At 62.4% G+C, this 15,419-nt stretch carries 16 protein-coding genes; 9 read left to right on the plus strand and 7 right to left on the minus strand.

Annotated features, from left to right (window positions below):
- Nucleotide 1: 1 nt before the first annotated feature.
- Together R2R70_RS12500 and R2R70_RS12505 are read left to right on the plus strand one after the other, a co-directional pair.
- Entirely contained in the window at nt 2-439 is a 438-nt protein-coding gene (locus tag R2R70_RS12500) for an RcnB family protein (RefSeq protein WP_410978165.1), read from the plus strand.
- 417 nt (nt 440-856) lie between these two features.
- Nucleotides 857-1,285 carry an RcnB family protein gene (locus tag R2R70_RS12505; RefSeq protein WP_410978166.1) on the plus strand — a complete coding sequence of 143 codons (429 nt, stop codon included), beginning with the start codon at nt 857-859 and terminating at the stop codon, nt 1,283-1,285.
- A 145-nt stretch (nt 1,286-1,430) separates the two neighbouring features.
- Here the strand turns inward: R2R70_RS12505 and R2R70_RS12510 are convergent, their stop codons facing one another.
- The 7 genes from R2R70_RS12510 to R2R70_RS12540 all read right to left on the minus strand — a co-directional run bounded on the left by R2R70_RS12510 (nt 1,431) and on the right by R2R70_RS12540 (nt 8,840).
- A complete protein-coding gene (locus R2R70_RS12510; RefSeq protein ID WP_410978167.1) occupies nt 1,431-2,822 on the minus strand; it encodes an amidase family protein in 1,392 nt (463 codons plus the stop codon).
- The gene (locus R2R70_RS12515; RefSeq protein WP_410978168.1) at nt 2,819-3,502 is read right to left on the minus strand and encodes a DUF2848 domain-containing protein; all 684 of its coding nucleotides are present in this window, start codon (nt 3,500-3,502) and stop codon (nt 2,819-2,821) included. The genes R2R70_RS12510 and R2R70_RS12515 overlap by 4 nt, the downstream gene beginning before the upstream one ends.
- A gap of 114 nt (nt 3,503-3,616) precedes the next feature.
- Nucleotides 3,617-4,897, minus strand: a complete 1,281-nt coding sequence (locus R2R70_RS12520) for a TRAP transporter large permease (RefSeq protein ID WP_410978169.1) — start codon at nt 4,895-4,897, stop codon at nt 3,617-3,619.
- Nucleotides 4,897-5,502, minus strand: a complete 606-nt coding sequence (locus tag R2R70_RS12525) for a TRAP transporter small permease subunit (protein WP_054555982.1) — start codon at nt 5,500-5,502, stop codon at nt 4,897-4,899. Before R2R70_RS12525 ends, R2R70_RS12520 begins: the two co-directional genes overlap by 1 nt.
- A gap of 206 nt (nt 5,503-5,708) precedes the next feature.
- Nucleotides 5,709-6,755, minus strand: a complete 1,047-nt coding sequence (locus R2R70_RS12530) for a TRAP transporter substrate-binding protein (RefSeq protein WP_410978170.1) — start codon at nt 6,753-6,755, stop codon at nt 5,709-5,711.
- A gap of 205 nt (nt 6,756-6,960) precedes the next feature.
- Nucleotides 6,961-7,761, minus strand: coding sequence for a putative hydro-lyase (locus tag R2R70_RS12535; protein WP_410978171.1), 801 nt, complete (start codon nt 7,759-7,761; stop codon nt 6,961-6,963).
- 176 nt (nt 7,762-7,937) lie between these two features.
- A complete protein-coding gene (locus R2R70_RS12540; RefSeq protein ID WP_410978172.1) occupies nt 7,938-8,840 on the minus strand; it encodes a LysR family transcriptional regulator in 903 nt (300 codons plus the stop codon).
- A 138-nt stretch (nt 8,841-8,978) separates the two neighbouring features.
- Between R2R70_RS12540 and R2R70_RS12545 the strand changes: the two genes are divergently transcribed.
- The 7 genes from R2R70_RS12545 to R2R70_RS12575 all read left to right on the plus strand — a co-directional run bounded on the left by R2R70_RS12545 (nt 8,979) and on the right by R2R70_RS12575 (nt 15,382).
- Entirely contained in the window at nt 8,979-9,164 is a 186-nt protein-coding gene (locus R2R70_RS12545) for a hypothetical protein (protein ID WP_035160197.1), read from the plus strand.
- Nucleotides 9,165-9,266: 102 nt separating this feature from the next.
- The gene (locus R2R70_RS12550) at nt 9,267-10,247 is read left to right on the plus strand and encodes a LysR family transcriptional regulator (RefSeq protein ID WP_234368199.1); all 981 of its coding nucleotides are present in this window, start codon (nt 9,267-9,269) and stop codon (nt 10,245-10,247) included.
- A 94-nt stretch (nt 10,248-10,341) separates the two neighbouring features.
- On the plus strand, nt 10,342-11,217 hold the full coding sequence (locus R2R70_RS12555) for an MBL fold metallo-hydrolase (RefSeq protein ID WP_410978173.1): 876 nt from the start codon (nt 10,342-10,344) through the stop codon (nt 11,215-11,217).
- Between the two features lie 313 nt (nt 11,218-11,530).
- On the plus strand, nt 11,531-12,559 hold the full coding sequence (dctP, locus tag R2R70_RS12560) for a TRAP transporter substrate-binding protein DctP (RefSeq protein WP_054555987.1): 1,029 nt from the start codon (nt 11,531-11,533) through the stop codon (nt 12,557-12,559).
- A gap of 205 nt (nt 12,560-12,764) precedes the next feature.
- Entirely contained in the window at nt 12,765-13,340 is a 576-nt protein-coding gene (locus R2R70_RS12565) for a TRAP transporter small permease (protein WP_410978174.1), read from the plus strand.
- On the plus strand, nt 13,337-14,614 hold the full coding sequence (locus R2R70_RS12570; protein ID WP_410978175.1) for a TRAP transporter large permease: 1,278 nt from the start codon (nt 13,337-13,339) through the stop codon (nt 14,612-14,614). Before R2R70_RS12565 ends, R2R70_RS12570 begins: the two co-directional genes overlap by 4 nt.
- A gap of 6 nt (nt 14,615-14,620) precedes the next feature.
- A complete protein-coding gene (locus R2R70_RS12575) occupies nt 14,621-15,382 on the plus strand; it encodes a M15 family metallopeptidase (protein ID WP_410978176.1) in 762 nt (253 codons plus the stop codon).
- Nucleotides 15,383-15,419: the final 37 nt, after the last annotated feature.

Below are 15,419 nucleotides of genomic sequence, written 5' to 3' on the forward strand. Positions count from 1 at the left end.
CATGGCGAAGCGGTCATTTGCGGTACTGACCCTGGTGTTGTCGTTGCTGGGTGCTGGCCTCGTGCAGGCTGACTCGGCGGGTGATGGCAATGATGACAAGGACGAGGAGCGTCTGCGCCAGAAGCATCATGATCTGGAAGGTCAGGTAAAGGCGCAGCGCGTTCAGGCGCAACAGATGCGGGAATTGAAGAAGATTCAGCACCAGGAAAAGCTGGCTGAGAAGAAAGCGGTGGCAGAGGCTTCGCCGGCACATGTCTGGAAGCGGGGCGGCAAGGTGCCGGACACAGTCGCCCGGGATGATGGCCTTCGGGTCGAGAACTGGCAGCAGCACAAGCTCTCGGAACCGGGCGCCAACCAGCGCTGGCTGCAGCTCAAGGATGCCTTCGTGCTGATGAATACCGAAAGCCAAGTCATTGATGAGATCGTGCTCGAGCAGTGATGCCTCGGGTAGCGATGACATTAACTATCACCGATGCAAGCTGTCCTCATCTGGCGACGCTCTGATGGGGCGCCCACCCCCTTGTGACCATGGAATGCGCAGGTATCAATGCTTGCCACGCGCCATGGTGCGCCATATCAGCCATTACGAATATCTGCTTCTCGATGTTGTCATTGCGCAACAAGGATGCGTCAACTGGCGACAAGTCGTTGCGAATTGTGCGCAAAAGTGGAGGTTGGCGCGCTGGCTTGCCGTGGCGAACACGAGGCGATAGTGTTCTCTCATACCGTTTGTTAACACTGTTTCTTAACTCTGTTTCATGACCCCGTTTCATGACCCTGTCTCATGACTCCGTTTCATGACCCTGATTCACAGCCTCGGCATCCCTTGATGCCGAGTACGACGAGGAGGCCAGACATGCGCAATCGCACCCTGACCGTAATGATGATGATCTTCACCCTGATGACCGCGTCGCTGGCGCAGGCATCGCCCAACGACCGCGATAATCGTGGCGGTCAACACAATAGCCAAGGCAACCAGCACAACAGCCACGGCAACGGGCATCAGAAGAAAAAGCAGCAGACGCGTTACGACCAGTCTCAGCGTCATAATCAGCAAAAGCATCAGGCGCAGGCCAGGCATCAAGGTCAGAAGTCACACAACTGGCGTCGCGGTGACCATGTGCCGCGCAGCTACTACTCCAACAAGCGTTACTGGGTGAGTGACTGGCGTGCTCACAAGCTGTCTGCGCCGCCGCAGGGGCATCGCTGGTTGAACATCGATGGTCGCTATGTGCTGGCGGCCGTGGCGGGCGGTGCCATTACCGCGATCATTCTCAATCATTGAGGACAGTCAGACTGTCCGCGTCATGAAAAAGGGGCCTCCATCTGGAGGCCCCTTTTGCGTTTTGCGCTCGGCCGCTGCTGAGCTAAGCCGTTGCTGTGGCAGCCATTGCTGCGGTCAGCCGTTGCTGCGCTAAGCCGGCACAGCACTATTGCGCGAGCAGTGTCTCCAGCGCCTGGGCGACGCGCAGCAGCGCCACATCCTGACCCTGAGGGCGCGACAGCATCAGGCCCAGCGGTTCTTCGTTCTGTGGTGCCGGCGCCGGAATCGAGATCGAGCTGGCATCCAGGTAGTTGAAGACGCTGGTGTTGCGCAGCGCGCGCTTGTTGAGCTGGGCGAAGAGCGCGCCATCCTGCTCCAGCAGGTCACGACGCGGGGCACGCATGGCAACGGTCGGCATCAGCACCGCATCGACGTCCTGCACCTGCTGAGCGAAGCGTTGCTGGATGGCGGTGCGCGGCCACAGGCGTGCCAGATACTCGCTGGAGGTGATGTCGCGCCCGCCGTTCAGGCGTTCGGCGATCAGCGGATCATACTGGGCTTCGTGGGCGGCCAGCAGTTCGTGATGCACGGCGGCCGCTTCCGGAATGACCAGCCCGCCGCGCTGATTGATGGCGTAAGCGGCCTCGATGGCCTCGACCGGCGCACGCTGGAGGCGAACCCCCAGCCCCTCGAGCCGTTCCAGCAGGGCGGCGAAGTCGGCGGCCACATCGGCGTCCACTTCACTGACCAGCTCGCTCTCCGGCACCAGCAGCGTCAGCGGGCGGGTGAGCGGCGTCGGGTCAGCGATCTCACCGCTCAGGACTTCCCACAGGCTGCGACAGCAGGCGACGCTGGGCGCGATGGGGCCGATGCAGTCCAGGCTGGGTGACAGCGGGAAGGCGCCATCTCCCGGCACGCTGGCCTGTGACGGCTTGAAGCCGGTCAGGCCACAGAAGGCCGCCGGAATCCGCAGCGAGCCGCCGGTATCGCTGCCCAGGGTCGCGGCTGCCAGTCCGAAGGCGACGGAGGCGGCGCCGCCGGAGGTCGAGCCGCCGGTGATGCGCTCGCCGTCGAAGGGGTTGGGCGGCGTGCCGACATGCGGGTTCAGGCCCAGGCCAGAGAACGCGAATTCACTCATGCTGGTGCGGCCGGCATGCAGGATACCGGCGGCTTTCAGGCGACTCAGCGCCACAGCGTCCTGTTCGGCTGGTTGGCTTCCTGCCAGTGCACGCGAGCCTGCCAGCGTCGTCATGCCGGTCTCGTCGAAGAGGTCCTTGATCGAGACCGGAACCCCTCCCAGCGGCAACGACGTCGCAGCCGCCTTGAGTTGCTGCTGAGCGGCAGCCTGCACGCTCATGCCTGCATCATCGCGGCTGATGATGCTGTGGCTGGCGCTCTCGCCCAGGGCCTGATGGCGCTCGGCAAGCACCGTGGCGGTCTGCTCGGGGCCGAAACTGCCTGTCTGATAGGCCTCCAGCAACTGCGTCAAGCTGCGCTGGCGGGGCGGGCGCGCCCAGAATTCACGCGCCTGTTCAAGGCGCTTGTTCTCATCACTCATGCCACCACCTCAAGTTCTTCCACCTCGTAACGGTGCTCGATGCGACGACCGGTCTGCGGGTCGATCAGGCGCATGGTAAAGCTCGGGCTGGGGCGGATGCCACCGATTGCCGGCACGGTGCCGCACAGCAGCACGCTGTTGGGGGTCAGGCTGCCGTCCTTGGCGATGCCGGCCGGCAGGCGCTCCATCAGGGTGGCGACCGGCAGCAGCTCGGCGAGGGTGCCCTGCTGATAGCGCACGGTCGTGCCGGCGTCTTCGATCTCGCTTTCGATCTCGAGGCTGTCCCAGTGGTCGATGACCTCACTGAGCTTCCAGGCGTGGCGGGCAATCGGCTTGGCGCACAGCTGCTTGGATTCGGCGACGCCGACGGCTTCGAGCTTGCGGTCGGTGTGGTCCGAGGCGATCGTCACCCACAGGGTGCCTTCGGCGTCGCTGACCAGACAGGTCTCGACCTCACCGGAGCCTTCGCCGCCGAGCATCGCGACCTGAGAGGCCTGGGTCAGGGTCTCGCGGGTCACGCGATAGAACAGCGGGGTCTGGGAGGGCGGCGCCACGCCCAGCAGCTTGAGCTCGTCGATATGGTGCTGCACGCCCGCCTGGTCGCGTCCGGCCCAGCCGGCAATCGCGACGCGCTGGACATCAAGGGTGAATTCGCCGTTGTCATGGGTAAAGGTCAGCATGGGAATCGCTCCGTTATCGGGGGTTGTCGTTGTTCTGTGCAGGAAGTCTTGAATGAACGGTGTTGCGTCAATGACACCTGCCGGCTTGCCAGCAGGTGTCAGGCAAAAGCGGCTTTACAGTGCCGAAGGCAGCCACAGCGCGATCTGCGGGAAGGCCACCAGCAGCGCGGCCATCACCAGCATCGCGCCCAGATACGGCAGGGTGCCGATGATGACGTCGGCGAAGGCTTCGCCACGCCGTGAGGCCTGCACGATGTAGAGGTTAAGGCCGACTGGCGGGGTGATCAGTGCCAGCTCGACGAACAGGATCATCACGATGCCGAACCACACCTTGTCGTAACCGGCCGCCGCGATCAGCGGGGTGACGATGGGAATGGTGATGACCATCAGCGACAGGGTCTCGATGAAGAAACCGAGCACGATGAACAGTGCGATCACCGCCATCAGCAGCGCGAAGGGCCCCAGGTCATAGGCTTCGAGCAGACCGGTGACCTGCTGGACCATGCCGGAGGAGGCCAGCGCGAAGTTGAGGAAGGAGGCCGCCATGATGATGAACAGGATCATCGAGGTGGTCTTGACGGTGCCGTCCAGCGCGCGGCTGATCATCGCCATATTCAGCGAGCGGTTGATGGCGGCGAGGCCCAGCGAGGCCAGCACGCCGATGGCAGCGGCTTCGGTCGGCGTCGCCCAGCCCAGATAGATGGAGCCGACGATGACGATGAACAGCACCAGCAACGGCAGCAGGAATGACAGGCTCTTGATGCGAGTGCTCCAGCTGGCGCTCTGGCGCGGGCCGCCCAGTGACGGCTTCCAGACACACAGCAGCAGCGAGGCCAGCATGAACAGCGCCGCCAGGCCGAGGCCCGGCACCAGGCCGGCCATGAACAGCTTCGGGATGGAGGTCTCGGTCAGGAAGCCATAGACGATCAGGTTGATCGACGGGGGAATCAGGATGCCCAGGGTGCCGCCCGCGGCGATGCTGCCGCAGAACAACTTGGCGTCATAGCCGAGCTTCTTGCCCTGGGGGAGTGCCACGGTCGAGACCGTCGCCGCCGTTGCCACCGAGGAGCCGGAGGTCGCCGAGAACAGCGCCGAGGTGGTGATGTTGGCGTGCAGCAGGCCGCCCGGCAGCCACGACAGCCAGTGGTCCATGGCGCGGTAGGCCTTCTCGGCGATGCCGGCGCGCACGATGATCTCGCCCATCAGCACGAACAGCGGAATCGCGATCAGCAGGAAGGAGTCCGCGGCAGACCACAGGTTCTGGCCTAGCGCCTTGGTCAGCGGGAAGAAGGAATAGAACTGGTCGATCCCGAAGGCGAGCAGGAAGAGGGTGACCGCAACGGGAATGCCGGCCAGCAGCAGGGTGAGGATACCCACCGAAAGAAAGCCCAACATCAGCGAGTCTCCTTGGTCGTGGAGGCAGCCTGGGCCAGAGCCCCTTCGCTTTCTCCGTGATCGGGGCCGGCCAGTGTCTCGAGCGTGGTGGTATCACGCAGACAGGCGGCAACGAGAACGCGCAGTCCCAGCACGCTGGTGGTGATCGCGAACCAGGCATAACCGGACAGCCACAGCAGCTGCGGAATCCACAGCGGTGTCGCCAGCGGGGTGTTGGCGGTGGAACCGTTGCTCAACGACTTGCCGAGCACCGGCCAGGCATTGATCAGAATCACCCAGGCCACCAGGTTCAGCGCCAGCATCGCGAGGATATCCAGGGTGTGGCGCGAGAAGGCCGGCAGCTTGCCGTGCACGACATCGATACGGATATGGGCGCGCTCCATCAGGGTGTGGGAAAGGCCCCACGCCGAGAGCATCGCCAGCACATACCCGGCATATTCGTGCACGCCGGGCAGCGGATGATTGAACAGTTGGCGCATCAGGATTTCGGCGCCGATGAAGACCACGACGGCCAACAGCAACAGGCCCATCAGGCGTGCGGCGTGGCGTGATATCGCGCGTGTCAGTGACACGAGGACATCGAGTGCGTGAAGGAAGGAGTTCATGAGTCGGGTCCTGCTGGGGCGCTGAACGAAGGCCGCTTTCTCGAGAAAGCCTGCTTATGAAGCCTGCTTTTGAAAGCTTGCGCTTGAATACACAGGCGCGAGTCGTTCAGCGCTACGTCTCTGGGGAACATGTCTGCCACGTCGGGACAGGGCGGGGCTATCGGCACCTGCTCGCGAACAGGCTTCGGTGAACAGGTGCCGTTGGATCACTCCGCGCTAGCGGTCAGGCCGACGACCTTGCCGACGCTCTCGTTCCAGGTCTTGCGCGTCTCGGCATCGACACGCGCCGCCCAGGCAGGCAGGACGGTGTCTTCGAGCGCCGCACGAGCACGTTTGGCGTCGTCGTCGCTGAAGTCGACCAGCGTCATGTCGGCGCTCTCGCCCAGCGGGCAATCGCCTTCGCCGGTCAGGCAGGCCACGCCACGCGCGGTCTCGCCACGCGCGTTTTCCCACACCGGCGCGGTGAACTCGCTATCCACCTGCTGCTGGATCAGGGTCTGGGTCTCGGCGCCCAGGTCCTGCCACTTGTCCTGATTGATGGCGGTGATCACGTAATCCCAGCCGCCCAGCGGCAGCGGCATCAGGTGGCTGGACACTTCATGCCAGCCGGCACTGTAGCCGGAGAGCGAGCCGGTGACGGCGCAGTCGATGACGCCACGCTCCAGGGAGCCGGGCACCTCGTTGAAGGCGATGTTGAGGCTCTGTGCGCCCAGCGCCTCGATGAACTCACCGGTGGAGCGGCCGCTGGCACGCACCTTCTTGTCCTGCAGGTCATCGAGCCCATCGATCGGGGTGTTGCAGAACAGCACCTGAGCCGGATACGGCACGATCGCCAGCACGTGGCTGTTGAAGCGCTTGTTCATGGTGGACTCCGCCAGGGGGCGGAAGGCCTCGGCGACCTGCTGCGCTTCCTCGGCAGTGGGGGCCATCATCGGCAGATCCAGACCTTCGAGTTCCGGCGCATCGGACACGGTGTAGTCGGCCACGGTCATGCCGACATCGAAGACACCATCGCCCAGATAGCGATAGACGTCGGAGCCGGGGATACCCATCTGATCGAAAGTGGTCACCTGGGTGCTGAGCTCACCGCTGCTGGCGGCCGGAAGGGTCTCGCTCCAGAACGGCTTCTCGAACTGACGGTTGAGCTCCAGGCTGCTCCAGCTGCCTACCACGTTGAGGGTATCGGCAGCATTGGCGCTACCGGCGGCGGCGAGTGCGAGACCAAGGGCGGAGAGGGCAAAACGTGTCTTCATGGGAATCACCATTGTTGTTGTGCATCTGGTGTTATCGGAAAAGCTTGTTGGCTACATCTTTGCGGGGTGTGTCTTTCCCGCTGCCGTCCTGTGTGTTGCTGTGCTGTGTTTCGATTCGCGGTGCGTCCCTGCATTGCACCGGGCGTGATGAGTGCGGATTTCTCTCATGCCCGGCAGTACGCTCGGCAGCACGCTTGGCAGCAGGTCATCCGTACTTGAGACGATGATTGGGAATGTCGGTAATCAGCATGTGCCCCGGGCTATGCGCGATCGCCAATGGCAGTCGGGCATTCTCCAGCGCCAGTTGTGGCGTGACGCCACAGGCCCAGAACACCGGCATGTCACCTGTCTCAAGCGTAGGCGCATCGCCGAAGTCGGGGCTTTCGATATCGGAAATACCGATCAATGCGGGGTCGCCCAGATGGACGGGGGCACCGTGCACACGAGGCATGTCGGTGGTGATCTGGATCGCGCGAATGGCGTGCGCCGCCGACATCGGGCGCAGGGATACCACCAGGTTGCCGTGGAAACGCCCCGCACTGATCAGCGGAATATTGGTGCGATACATCGGCACGTTGCGCTTCAGGCGCGCATGGCGAACCTCGACACCCTCGTTGAGCAGCGCCTCTTCGAACGAGAACGAGCAGCCGATGGAAAACGCCACGAAATCGTCCTGCCACAGGGCGGCGATATCCTCGCGCGTTTCCTCACGCTTGCCGTGACGGTAGATGTGATAGGCCGGCAGGTCGTGGCGCAGGTCGATGTTCTCACCGAGCCCTGTCGGGGCGGGAGAACCGACGGCCGTGACATCCAGCAACGGACAGGCCTTGGGATTGGCCTGGCAGAATTGCAGGAATTCGCCGGCAGCCTCGGCTGGCAGGATGATCAGGTTGGTCTGGGCGTAGCCGGCAGCGATACCGCTGGTGTGGCTGGCCCAATGACCGCTGCGGATCTGCTCGCGCGCCTCGCGGGGGGACGACGCGGCACTGAGAAGTGTCTGGGGCATCGTGGGGGCTTCTTGTGAAGTTGTTGTTGTCTGTCTTCACCATAAGAAGCGCACCCGGATAAATCCAATCGATTTTTATCGAGTCAAGCCATCGGAAATTCCTTTCATGTGGTGCGGGTCAGTAGAGACATCATGGCCGAAAGGGACGCTGTGCAGGGTATGGAAGACCGAGAAGATCAGGCGATTCGTGAATGCGCCTCCTGATCCTGGCGGGCGATCTCGATGGCGAGTTCACACACGCCTTCGGCGAGGGCGCTTTCCATATGGGTCGGCCAGGAGGCGGTGAAGGTCAGTTCGGGGAGATCGCAGGGCAGGCTGAGCAGGGTGCCCCGGCGGATTTCCTCGGCGACGATACGTGGCGGGATGGCGCCGACGCCCAGGCCATCCAGCGTCATGCGCACGATGGTCCATAGCGAGCTGGAGCAATGCAGCTTCACGTCATCCAGCCCCATCTGATGGAGCATGGAGCCAAGTTCATGGTGCGGTCGGCTGTTGCGGGCAAACGAGATCAGCGGCAGAGAATTCAGGCGCCGCAACGAGAAATTGTCTTCGGTGAAGCCCAGCGCGGGGCTGATCACGAAGCCCATCGTGTAGTTGCAGAGAAAACGATTGAGCACGCTCTCTGCCGTCACCGGCCCCATCAAGAAGGCGAGGTCGATATCGCCGGCGGTAAGCATGGCAGCGAGCCCCGGGGAGCTGTCGACCTCGAGTTCCAGCGTGAGGTCCGGATAGCGGCGCGCCAGTTCGGCCAGAAAGCCGGGCAGCCAGCTATGCGCGACGGTCTCGACGACGCCCAGTCGCAGTACTCCCTGGAAGGGCGTATTCAACACCATCATGGACAGCGCTTTCTGGCGCGCTTCCAGTAGCGCCTCGGCGTGGCGATAGAATTCGCGCCCCTTGAGCGTCGGCTGTACCGGTCGGCGAGTGCGCTCCAGCAGGCGGGTTTCCAACGTGGTTTCCAGTTTGTTGATGCGTTCGGAAATCGAGGGCTGGGTCAGATGCAGGTGCTGAGCGGCCAGCCGGAACGACCCCAGGCGCGTGATCCACACGAAGGCTTCCACTTCCTTGAAATCGAACATGGCCAGATCCTGTCGTGATTGATGCCGCAAGCTTGAGGCTCACATTACCACTCGTTGAGAAATTGCGTTCTCGGTGGCGTACATTCCGGTACGATATGGAGCATCGAGAAATGCGTATTTTCATGAAAAGGAATGATGATGAAGTCTAGCGTGCGAGTTGTCAGCCTGGTGATGCTGAGTGCCCTTTTCGTGGCAGGGTGCAGTTATACACCGGCGCGGATCGATGCCGAGCCAATCATCGAGATCGGTGATGGACACCATGACCACAAGCGTGGAGGCGGTGACTTCTGCCCGCCGGGGCAGGCCAAGAAAGGTAACTGCTGATCACGTCGAACCAGAAGGAGCCGCTCATGCGGCTCCTTTTTCGTTGTCGATCGCTTCCCGATATGGGCCTCTGGAGTCGCTCGGTCTGCAAGGATACCCTGCGTGATCCGAGTCTTGCCTCTTTCTCCACTACTGCTGGCGGGTACTGTCTCCATGCTCAATCCCAAGGCGCTGACGGCGCTGAATGAAATCATCCGCCGGGGCTCACTGCGGCGCGCGGCGCGGCATCTGAATCTCGACCCTTCAGCGGTGAGCCGCCAGATCAAGCAGCTGGAAGAAGAGGTGGGTGTCGCGCTGTGCGAGCGCAGCGAGACGGGCATGCGCGCCACCCAGGCCGGGGTGTTGCTGCTGGATCACTTTCATCGCCAGCAGGCGGCGGAGGCGGCAGCGCTCTCGCAGCTGAGCGCCTTGCAGGGCCTGCGCAGTGGTGAGGTGAGAATCGCGGTGGGCGAAGGCTTCATTGCCGATCTGATCTCGCTGCCGTTGCAGAGCTTCATGGCACGTCATCCCGGCATCGAGGTCGTGGTGCGCATGGCGGGGGTGAATGAGGCGACTGAGCTGTTGCGCGACTTCGAGGTGGATATCGCGCTGCTCTACGCCCCGCCTGTCGATCCGATTCTTTGTTGTCATGTGGAGACCTGCCAGCCGCTGGATCTGATCGTGCCGGCGGAGCATCCGCTACTCGAGATCGCAGAGCCGTTGACGCTTTCGCAGGTAGCGCAGTGGCCGCTGGCGTTGATCGATGAATGCACCGGCATGCGCCAGATGGTCAATCAGGCGGCACAGCAGGAGCGAGTCTCGCTGCGCGCGCAGTTGCGCACCAATTCCGTGTCGGTGCTCAAGAATTTCGTGCGTTCGGGGATCGGCGTGACCTTCATGCCGGAGTTGAGCGTGGTGGAGGAGCTGCGGCGCGGCGATATCTGCCTGCTGCCGATGCAGCACCCAGCGCTGGCGACGACCCGTGCGCAGATGTGTACACGGCGTGGGCGCGAGATGACCGTCGCCGTCGAGGCCTGCGTCACCCATCTTCAGCAGGGCCTGCGATTCTTTACCGCGGATGCACCACGCCTGCTGGGCAAGTGATATTTGTTGCGTCCAGTCATTCGGGAGTCTCGTATCAGAAGTTGGACAGGGTGATATCTCATGACAACAATTTCTGATACGAGGACTTCCTCCGATGCTGAGCCCCCTCAAGAAAGCACTGGCGCTGGCAGCGCTTCCTTTCAGTCTGCAGGCCCAGGCCTATGAGATAGAACCTCTCGGAGAGGGGCTCTATCGCTTCATTGATGACAGGCATCGCTCAGTATTCATGATCACCGATCACGGCGCGCTGGTGACGGACCCGATGAATCACGCCGCAGCGACCTGGTTGAACAACGAGATCAAGCAACGCTTCGACACGCCGGTGCGTTATGTGGTGTATAGCCACAACCACAGCGATCACATCTATGGCGGAGAGGTCTTCGATACGCCGGATACCACCTTTATCGCGCACCGGCTGGCGGCTCAGGACATCGCCAAGACCAAGGCGCAGACCGTACAGCCGGATCTGGTCTTCGATGATGAAATGACCTTGCGACTGGGCGGCAAGGAAGTCCAGCTGCGTTATCACGGCCCGAATGACGGGCGCGGTGCGATCAGCATGTACTTCCAGGATCATGCCACGATGTTCGTGGTGGACTGGATCGTCATCGGGCGTATGCCGTGGCAGAAACTCTGGAGTTACGATATCCAGGGCATGATCAACTCGACGCGTGAAGTGCTGGAATACGACTTCGATACCTTCGTTGGCGGGCATGCCGAGGTGGGTGACCACGCGGATGTCGAACGTTATCTGGCGTATCTTGAATCGCTGTATTCCCAGGTGACGGACGGCATTCTCGCCGGCAAGTCACTGGAGCAGATTCAGCAGGAGGTCGATCTCTCCGAGTACAGTGATCTGGCTCAGTATGAGGAGTGGGTCGGCCTCAATATCGAGGGCGTGCATGAGCGCCTGATGGAAGAGTCCGGCATGGGCTGGCGCAGTGATCTCAAGGAAGAGCATACCCACTGACGATGTAGCGCCGCGTTCAGCACTGCTACGTTCAACACGGCCTCGCCGTGTCGTTGAAATGGCCCCGAAAGCTTCGGTTTTCGGGGCCATTGGCGTCTGTGGGAACGTCAAGGCAGAGTTGTGTCGGTCCGGCCCGGTGGGTGTGGACGAAAAAACAACACTCAGGCGATTGATTAGTCTACAGCGGCAACGCTACTTTCGAGGTGTGAAGGCGAAAGTCCCTCACCTTGACTGGCCGCAGGGCCACACTGACAAAGGCGGCGTCACTCCCGCCGCATACAACGAATATTTACAACAACAAAAGGGAATCCACATGTCCTTGTCCAAGACATCTCTGCTGCGCAAGACGCTCACCGGTTCCACTCTGGCGCTCAGCCTGCTGGCGGCCAGCGTTCAGGCCCAGACCATCAACCTCAGCTACAACGGTGCACCGGATGCCGACAAGAACGCGGTGCATGTCTTTGCCAGCAATCTGAAGACCCTGGTGGAAGAGAAGACCGATGGCGAGCTGGAACTCAAGCTCTATCCCAACAGCATGCTGGGCGAGGAGCAGGAGCGCATGGAGCAGGTGATCAGCGCCCCGAACCTGAACATCGCCTCCTTCGCGGGCATGGCCCCCATCGTGCCGGAAGTCTATGTCAGCGCGACGCCGTTCATGTTCGACGGCTTTGATGAGGCGCGCCGTTTCTTCGATGAAGGTCAGTATTGGCAGCAGGTGCAGCAGCTGTTCAGCGAGCGCACCAATGGCGCCGAGATTCTGGCCGTGGTGGAGGAAGGGGGCTTTCTGGCCTTTACCAACGACAAGCGCCCGATCACCAGCCCTGATGATTTCGAAGGCCTGCGCTTTCGCGCGATGGACCCAAGCCAGGTAGCGCTCTACGAGGCCTTCGGCGCCTCGGGCACGCCGATTCCGTGGACGGAGGTCTACATGGCGCTGCGCACGGGGGTGGCGGATGGTCAGATGAACCCGCCGATGTACATCCTGCTTGGCAGTCTGCAGGAAGTGCAGAAGTACCTGACATTGGCCAACATCCAGTATTCCGATCAGTTCCTGGTCGCCAATGGTCAGCTGCTCGAGAGCCTGTCGGACGAGGAGCGCACGGCACTTCTCGAGGCGGTTCAGGAAGCCAATGCCCAGGCCCGTCAGGACAACCAGAGCCAGGTCGAGTCACGTATCGCCTCGCTGGAAGAGCAGGGCATGCAAGTGATCCGTCCCAGTGAGGCTGATCTCGAGGCATTTCGCAGCAAGGGCCAGCCGGCCTACCTCGAATGGCTCAAGAGCCAGGACATCGCGCCAGAGCTGATCGACACCGCCATGAAGGATGCCGGCCTGTCCTCGTGATGGTCTGTTGCGATGGTCTTTCTAGATGGCTTGTCGCGATGGTCTGTTGCGATCGTCTGTTGCGATGACCTGACACGCTGACTCGGTGAAAGGCGAGTGACGCTCAAGTATCAGCGAGCATCCCGCTGCGGTACCCGGTGCCCGGGCAATGACAGTCCGGGCATCGAGGCTCTGAATTTCCCTCCTTGCTGGTGGATTGCGGTAAATGACTTCCATGACTCCTTCACGACAGTCTTCCCTGCGGGAAGGCCTGCTGCTTGCCTGTGGCCGCGTGACACTGGCGATAGCGGCGGTACTGCTGGCTTCCACGGTGCTGATCATGCTTTATGGCGTGGTGATGCGCTATGTACTGGGCGGCGCGCCCATCTGGGTCGATGAGCTGACCCGCTATCTCATCATCGCCAGTGTCATGCTGGCGATCGGCGTCGTCTGGGCGGAAGGGGCGCACATGCGCGTGGCGCTGCTGGAGCGGCGTCTGCCTCCGCGCATGGCCACGGCGCTGGTCCATTACCAGTGGTGGCTGACGCTCGTGCTGATGGCGGGCGCGACCTGGATGACCTGGCACTACGCCATGTCGGCGAGCATGTTCCGCACCATGGGGCTGGGCGTCAGCCGCAGCGTGCCGATGCTGTCGATGCCGATCGGCTTCGCGCTGATCACGCTGCAGGTTCTGTTGCATGGCCCACGGCCACTGACATCCCCGGCGCTTGAGATCACGCCGGACGCGGAGGTCGACGAGCCTGCGACACACGATGACAGGACAGGAGGGCCACGCACATGATCTGGGCAATGTTGGCCATCTTCGTCGTGCACGTGCTGCTGGGCCTGCCGCTGTTTCTCTCCCTGCTCGTCACCGCCGTGACCGGCTTTCTGTTCGTCGATATTTCGATGCTGGAGCGCCTCGGGCCGCAGCAGTTCTTCGGCGGCATCAATGCCTTCTCGCTGATGGCGATTCCGCTGTTCATTCTCGCCGGCAACCTGATGAACATCAGTGGCCTGACCGAACGCCTCATGCGTCTTGCACGCCTGATGGTCGGGCATCTGCGCGGTGGCATGGGCCATGTCAACGTCGTCTCCAGCGTGTTCTTCGCTGGCGTCAATGGCTCGGCGGTCGCCGATACCTCCGCGCTGGGCTCGCTGTTGGTGCCGGCCATGCGCAAGGAGGGCTATTCGACTTCCTTTGCCGCGGGTCTGACGGCGGGCAGCTCGTTGATCGGGCCGATCATTCCGCCCAGCATCTTCATGATCCTCTACGCCTCGCTGACCAATACCTCCGTGGGCAGCCTGTTCCTGGCCGGTGTCGTACCCGGTCTGGTGCTGGCGGTGGCATTCATGGCGATGAATGCCTGGTATGCCCGGCGTCATGGTCTGCAGGCACGTGGCCAGGCACCGGCACGTCGCGAAGTGATCGCGGCGATCATCGGGGCACTGCCTGCGCTGGTGGCACCGGTGATCATCGTCTCCGGCATCGTGCTGGGCATCGTGACCCCGACCGAATCCGGCGCCTTGATCGTGGCCTATGTGCTGCTCTGCGGCTTGTGCCAGGGGCCGCTCAAGCTTGTCGAGGTGTGGGGTGCCATCAAGGACACGGCCCGCCTGACCAGCGCCATCTTCGTGATCATGGCGGTGTCGTCCATCGTCAGCTGGCTGCTGTCCTATGCCCAGGTGCCCAATCAGTTCGTGGCATTGCTGACGCCCTATCTCGACAGCCCGATCCTGATCCTGTTGCTGCTCAGCGCCATCACCTTCGTCACCGGCATGTTCATGGAGGAAGTCTCGGCCTTGATGCTGCTGACGCCGATCTTCGTGCCCGTGGCCATGGCCGCCGGCATCGACCCCGTGCACCTGGGGGTCATCATCACGCTCAATATCACCATCGCGCTGATCACGCCGCCGATGGGCGCCTGCGTGTTCGTGGCCGCCGCGGTCAGCAAGCTCGAGATCACCTCGCTGTTTCGCACCATCTGGCCGTTCGTGCTGGTGGCGGTCGCGGTGCTGCTGATGCTGATCATCTTCCCGCCTCTTACCCTGTGGTTGCCGACCCTGTCTGGATAACAACTCATGACGTCAACATTGAATCGCCCAATTCCCCCCATCCCGAGTCATGACGAGCCGGACTGGACGCAGGTCACCCGAATTCCCGTCAAGGGCTGTGACAGTACTCTGGTGCCGACCAGCCTCGGGCCGTCATGTCTGAAGGTCTATCCCGCCTACGCGCGCCTCGGTATCCCGGGGGCGGTCAATGAATGTCTGGTGCGGCGCGCGGTCTATCAGCGCCTGTTGCAGGCCGCGCGCGCCTTGCCGCAAGGGCTGTCGTTGGTGGTGATGGATGGCTGGCGTCCCTGGCGGGTGCAGCAGTATCTGTTCGAGACTCTGTATCAGTCGCTCAAGACGCATGACCCCGAGCTTGATGAGGAGCAGCTGCTGGCGCGAACGCGCGAATTCGTCTCGCTGCCCAGCCGTGACCCGGATGCGCCGAGTCCGCATCTCACCGGCGGCGCCGTCGATGTCACCCTGTGTGACGCCGATGGCTTGCTGCTCGAGATGGGGACGCTGTTTGACGAGGCGACCCCCGAGTCCCACGCCGATCATTTCGAGCGTCATCCGCCTGCCAGCGATACGCCCCAGGCTGCGGCACGCGACAACCGGCGTCTGCTCTATCACGTCATGACCGAGGCCGGTTTCACCAATCTGCCCAGCGAATGGTGGCACTTCGATTTCGGTGATCAGCTCTGGGCCTGGTACCGCGGCGAACCCGATGCGCTGTTCGGCCCGGCGGAAATGGACAGCATCGAGAGTCTCTGGAAACGCTCACTGGCGTGAAGGTGTCAGAACATGCCTGACAGCCGCTGTCCTGCAA

Source organism: Cobetia sp. SIMBA_158 (genome assembly GCF_046566945.1).
In the GTDB taxonomy this organism is placed as follows: Bacteria; Pseudomonadota; Gammaproteobacteria; order Pseudomonadales; family Halomonadaceae; genus Cobetia; species Cobetia amphilecti.

What these genes read in the sequence shown, in the direction of transcription:
- R2R70_RS12500 (WP_410978165.1), top strand. Translation starts at nt 2, where the DNA reads ATGGCGAAGCGGTCATTTGCGGTACTGACCCTGGTGTTGTCGTTGCTG.
- R2R70_RS12505 (WP_410978166.1), top strand. Translation starts at nt 857, where the DNA reads ATGCGCAATCGCACCCTGACCGTAATGATGATGATCTTCACCCTGATG.
- R2R70_RS12510 (WP_410978167.1), bottom strand. Translation starts at nt 2,822, where the DNA reads ATGAGTGATGAGAACAAGCGCCTTGAACAGGCGCGTGAATTCTGGGCG.
- R2R70_RS12515 (WP_410978168.1), bottom strand. Translation starts at nt 3,502, where the DNA reads ATGCTGACCTTTACCCATGACAACGGCGAATTCACCCTTGATGTCCAG.
- R2R70_RS12520 (WP_410978169.1), bottom strand. Translation starts at nt 4,897, where the DNA reads ATGTTGGGCTTTCTTTCGGTGGGTATCCTCACCCTGCTGCTGGCCGGC.
- R2R70_RS12525 (WP_054555982.1), bottom strand. Translation starts at nt 5,502, where the DNA reads ATGAACTCCTTCCTTCACGCACTCGATGTCCTCGTGTCACTGACACGC.
- R2R70_RS12530 (WP_410978170.1), bottom strand. Translation starts at nt 6,755, where the DNA reads ATGAAGACACGTTTTGCCCTCTCCGCCCTTGGTCTCGCACTCGCCGCC.
- R2R70_RS12535 (WP_410978171.1), bottom strand. Translation starts at nt 7,761, where the DNA reads ATGCCCCAGACACTTCTCAGTGCCGCGTCGTCCCCCCGCGAGGCGCGC.
- R2R70_RS12540 (WP_410978172.1), bottom strand. Translation starts at nt 8,840, where the DNA reads ATGTTCGATTTCAAGGAAGTGGAAGCCTTCGTGTGGATCACGCGCCTG.
- R2R70_RS12545 (WP_035160197.1), top strand. Translation starts at nt 8,979, where the DNA reads ATGAAGTCTAGCGTGCGAGTTGTCAGCCTGGTGATGCTGAGTGCCCTT.
- R2R70_RS12555 (WP_410978173.1), top strand. Translation starts at nt 10,342, where the DNA reads ATGCTGAGCCCCCTCAAGAAAGCACTGGCGCTGGCAGCGCTTCCTTTC.
- dctP (WP_054555987.1), top strand. Translation starts at nt 11,531, where the DNA reads ATGTCCTTGTCCAAGACATCTCTGCTGCGCAAGACGCTCACCGGTTCC.
- R2R70_RS12565 (WP_410978174.1), top strand. Translation starts at nt 12,765, where the DNA reads ATGACTTCCATGACTCCTTCACGACAGTCTTCCCTGCGGGAAGGCCTG.
- R2R70_RS12570 (WP_410978175.1), top strand. Translation starts at nt 13,337, where the DNA reads ATGATCTGGGCAATGTTGGCCATCTTCGTCGTGCACGTGCTGCTGGGC.
- R2R70_RS12575 (WP_410978176.1), top strand. Translation starts at nt 14,621, where the DNA reads ATGACGTCAACATTGAATCGCCCAATTCCCCCCATCCCGAGTCATGAC.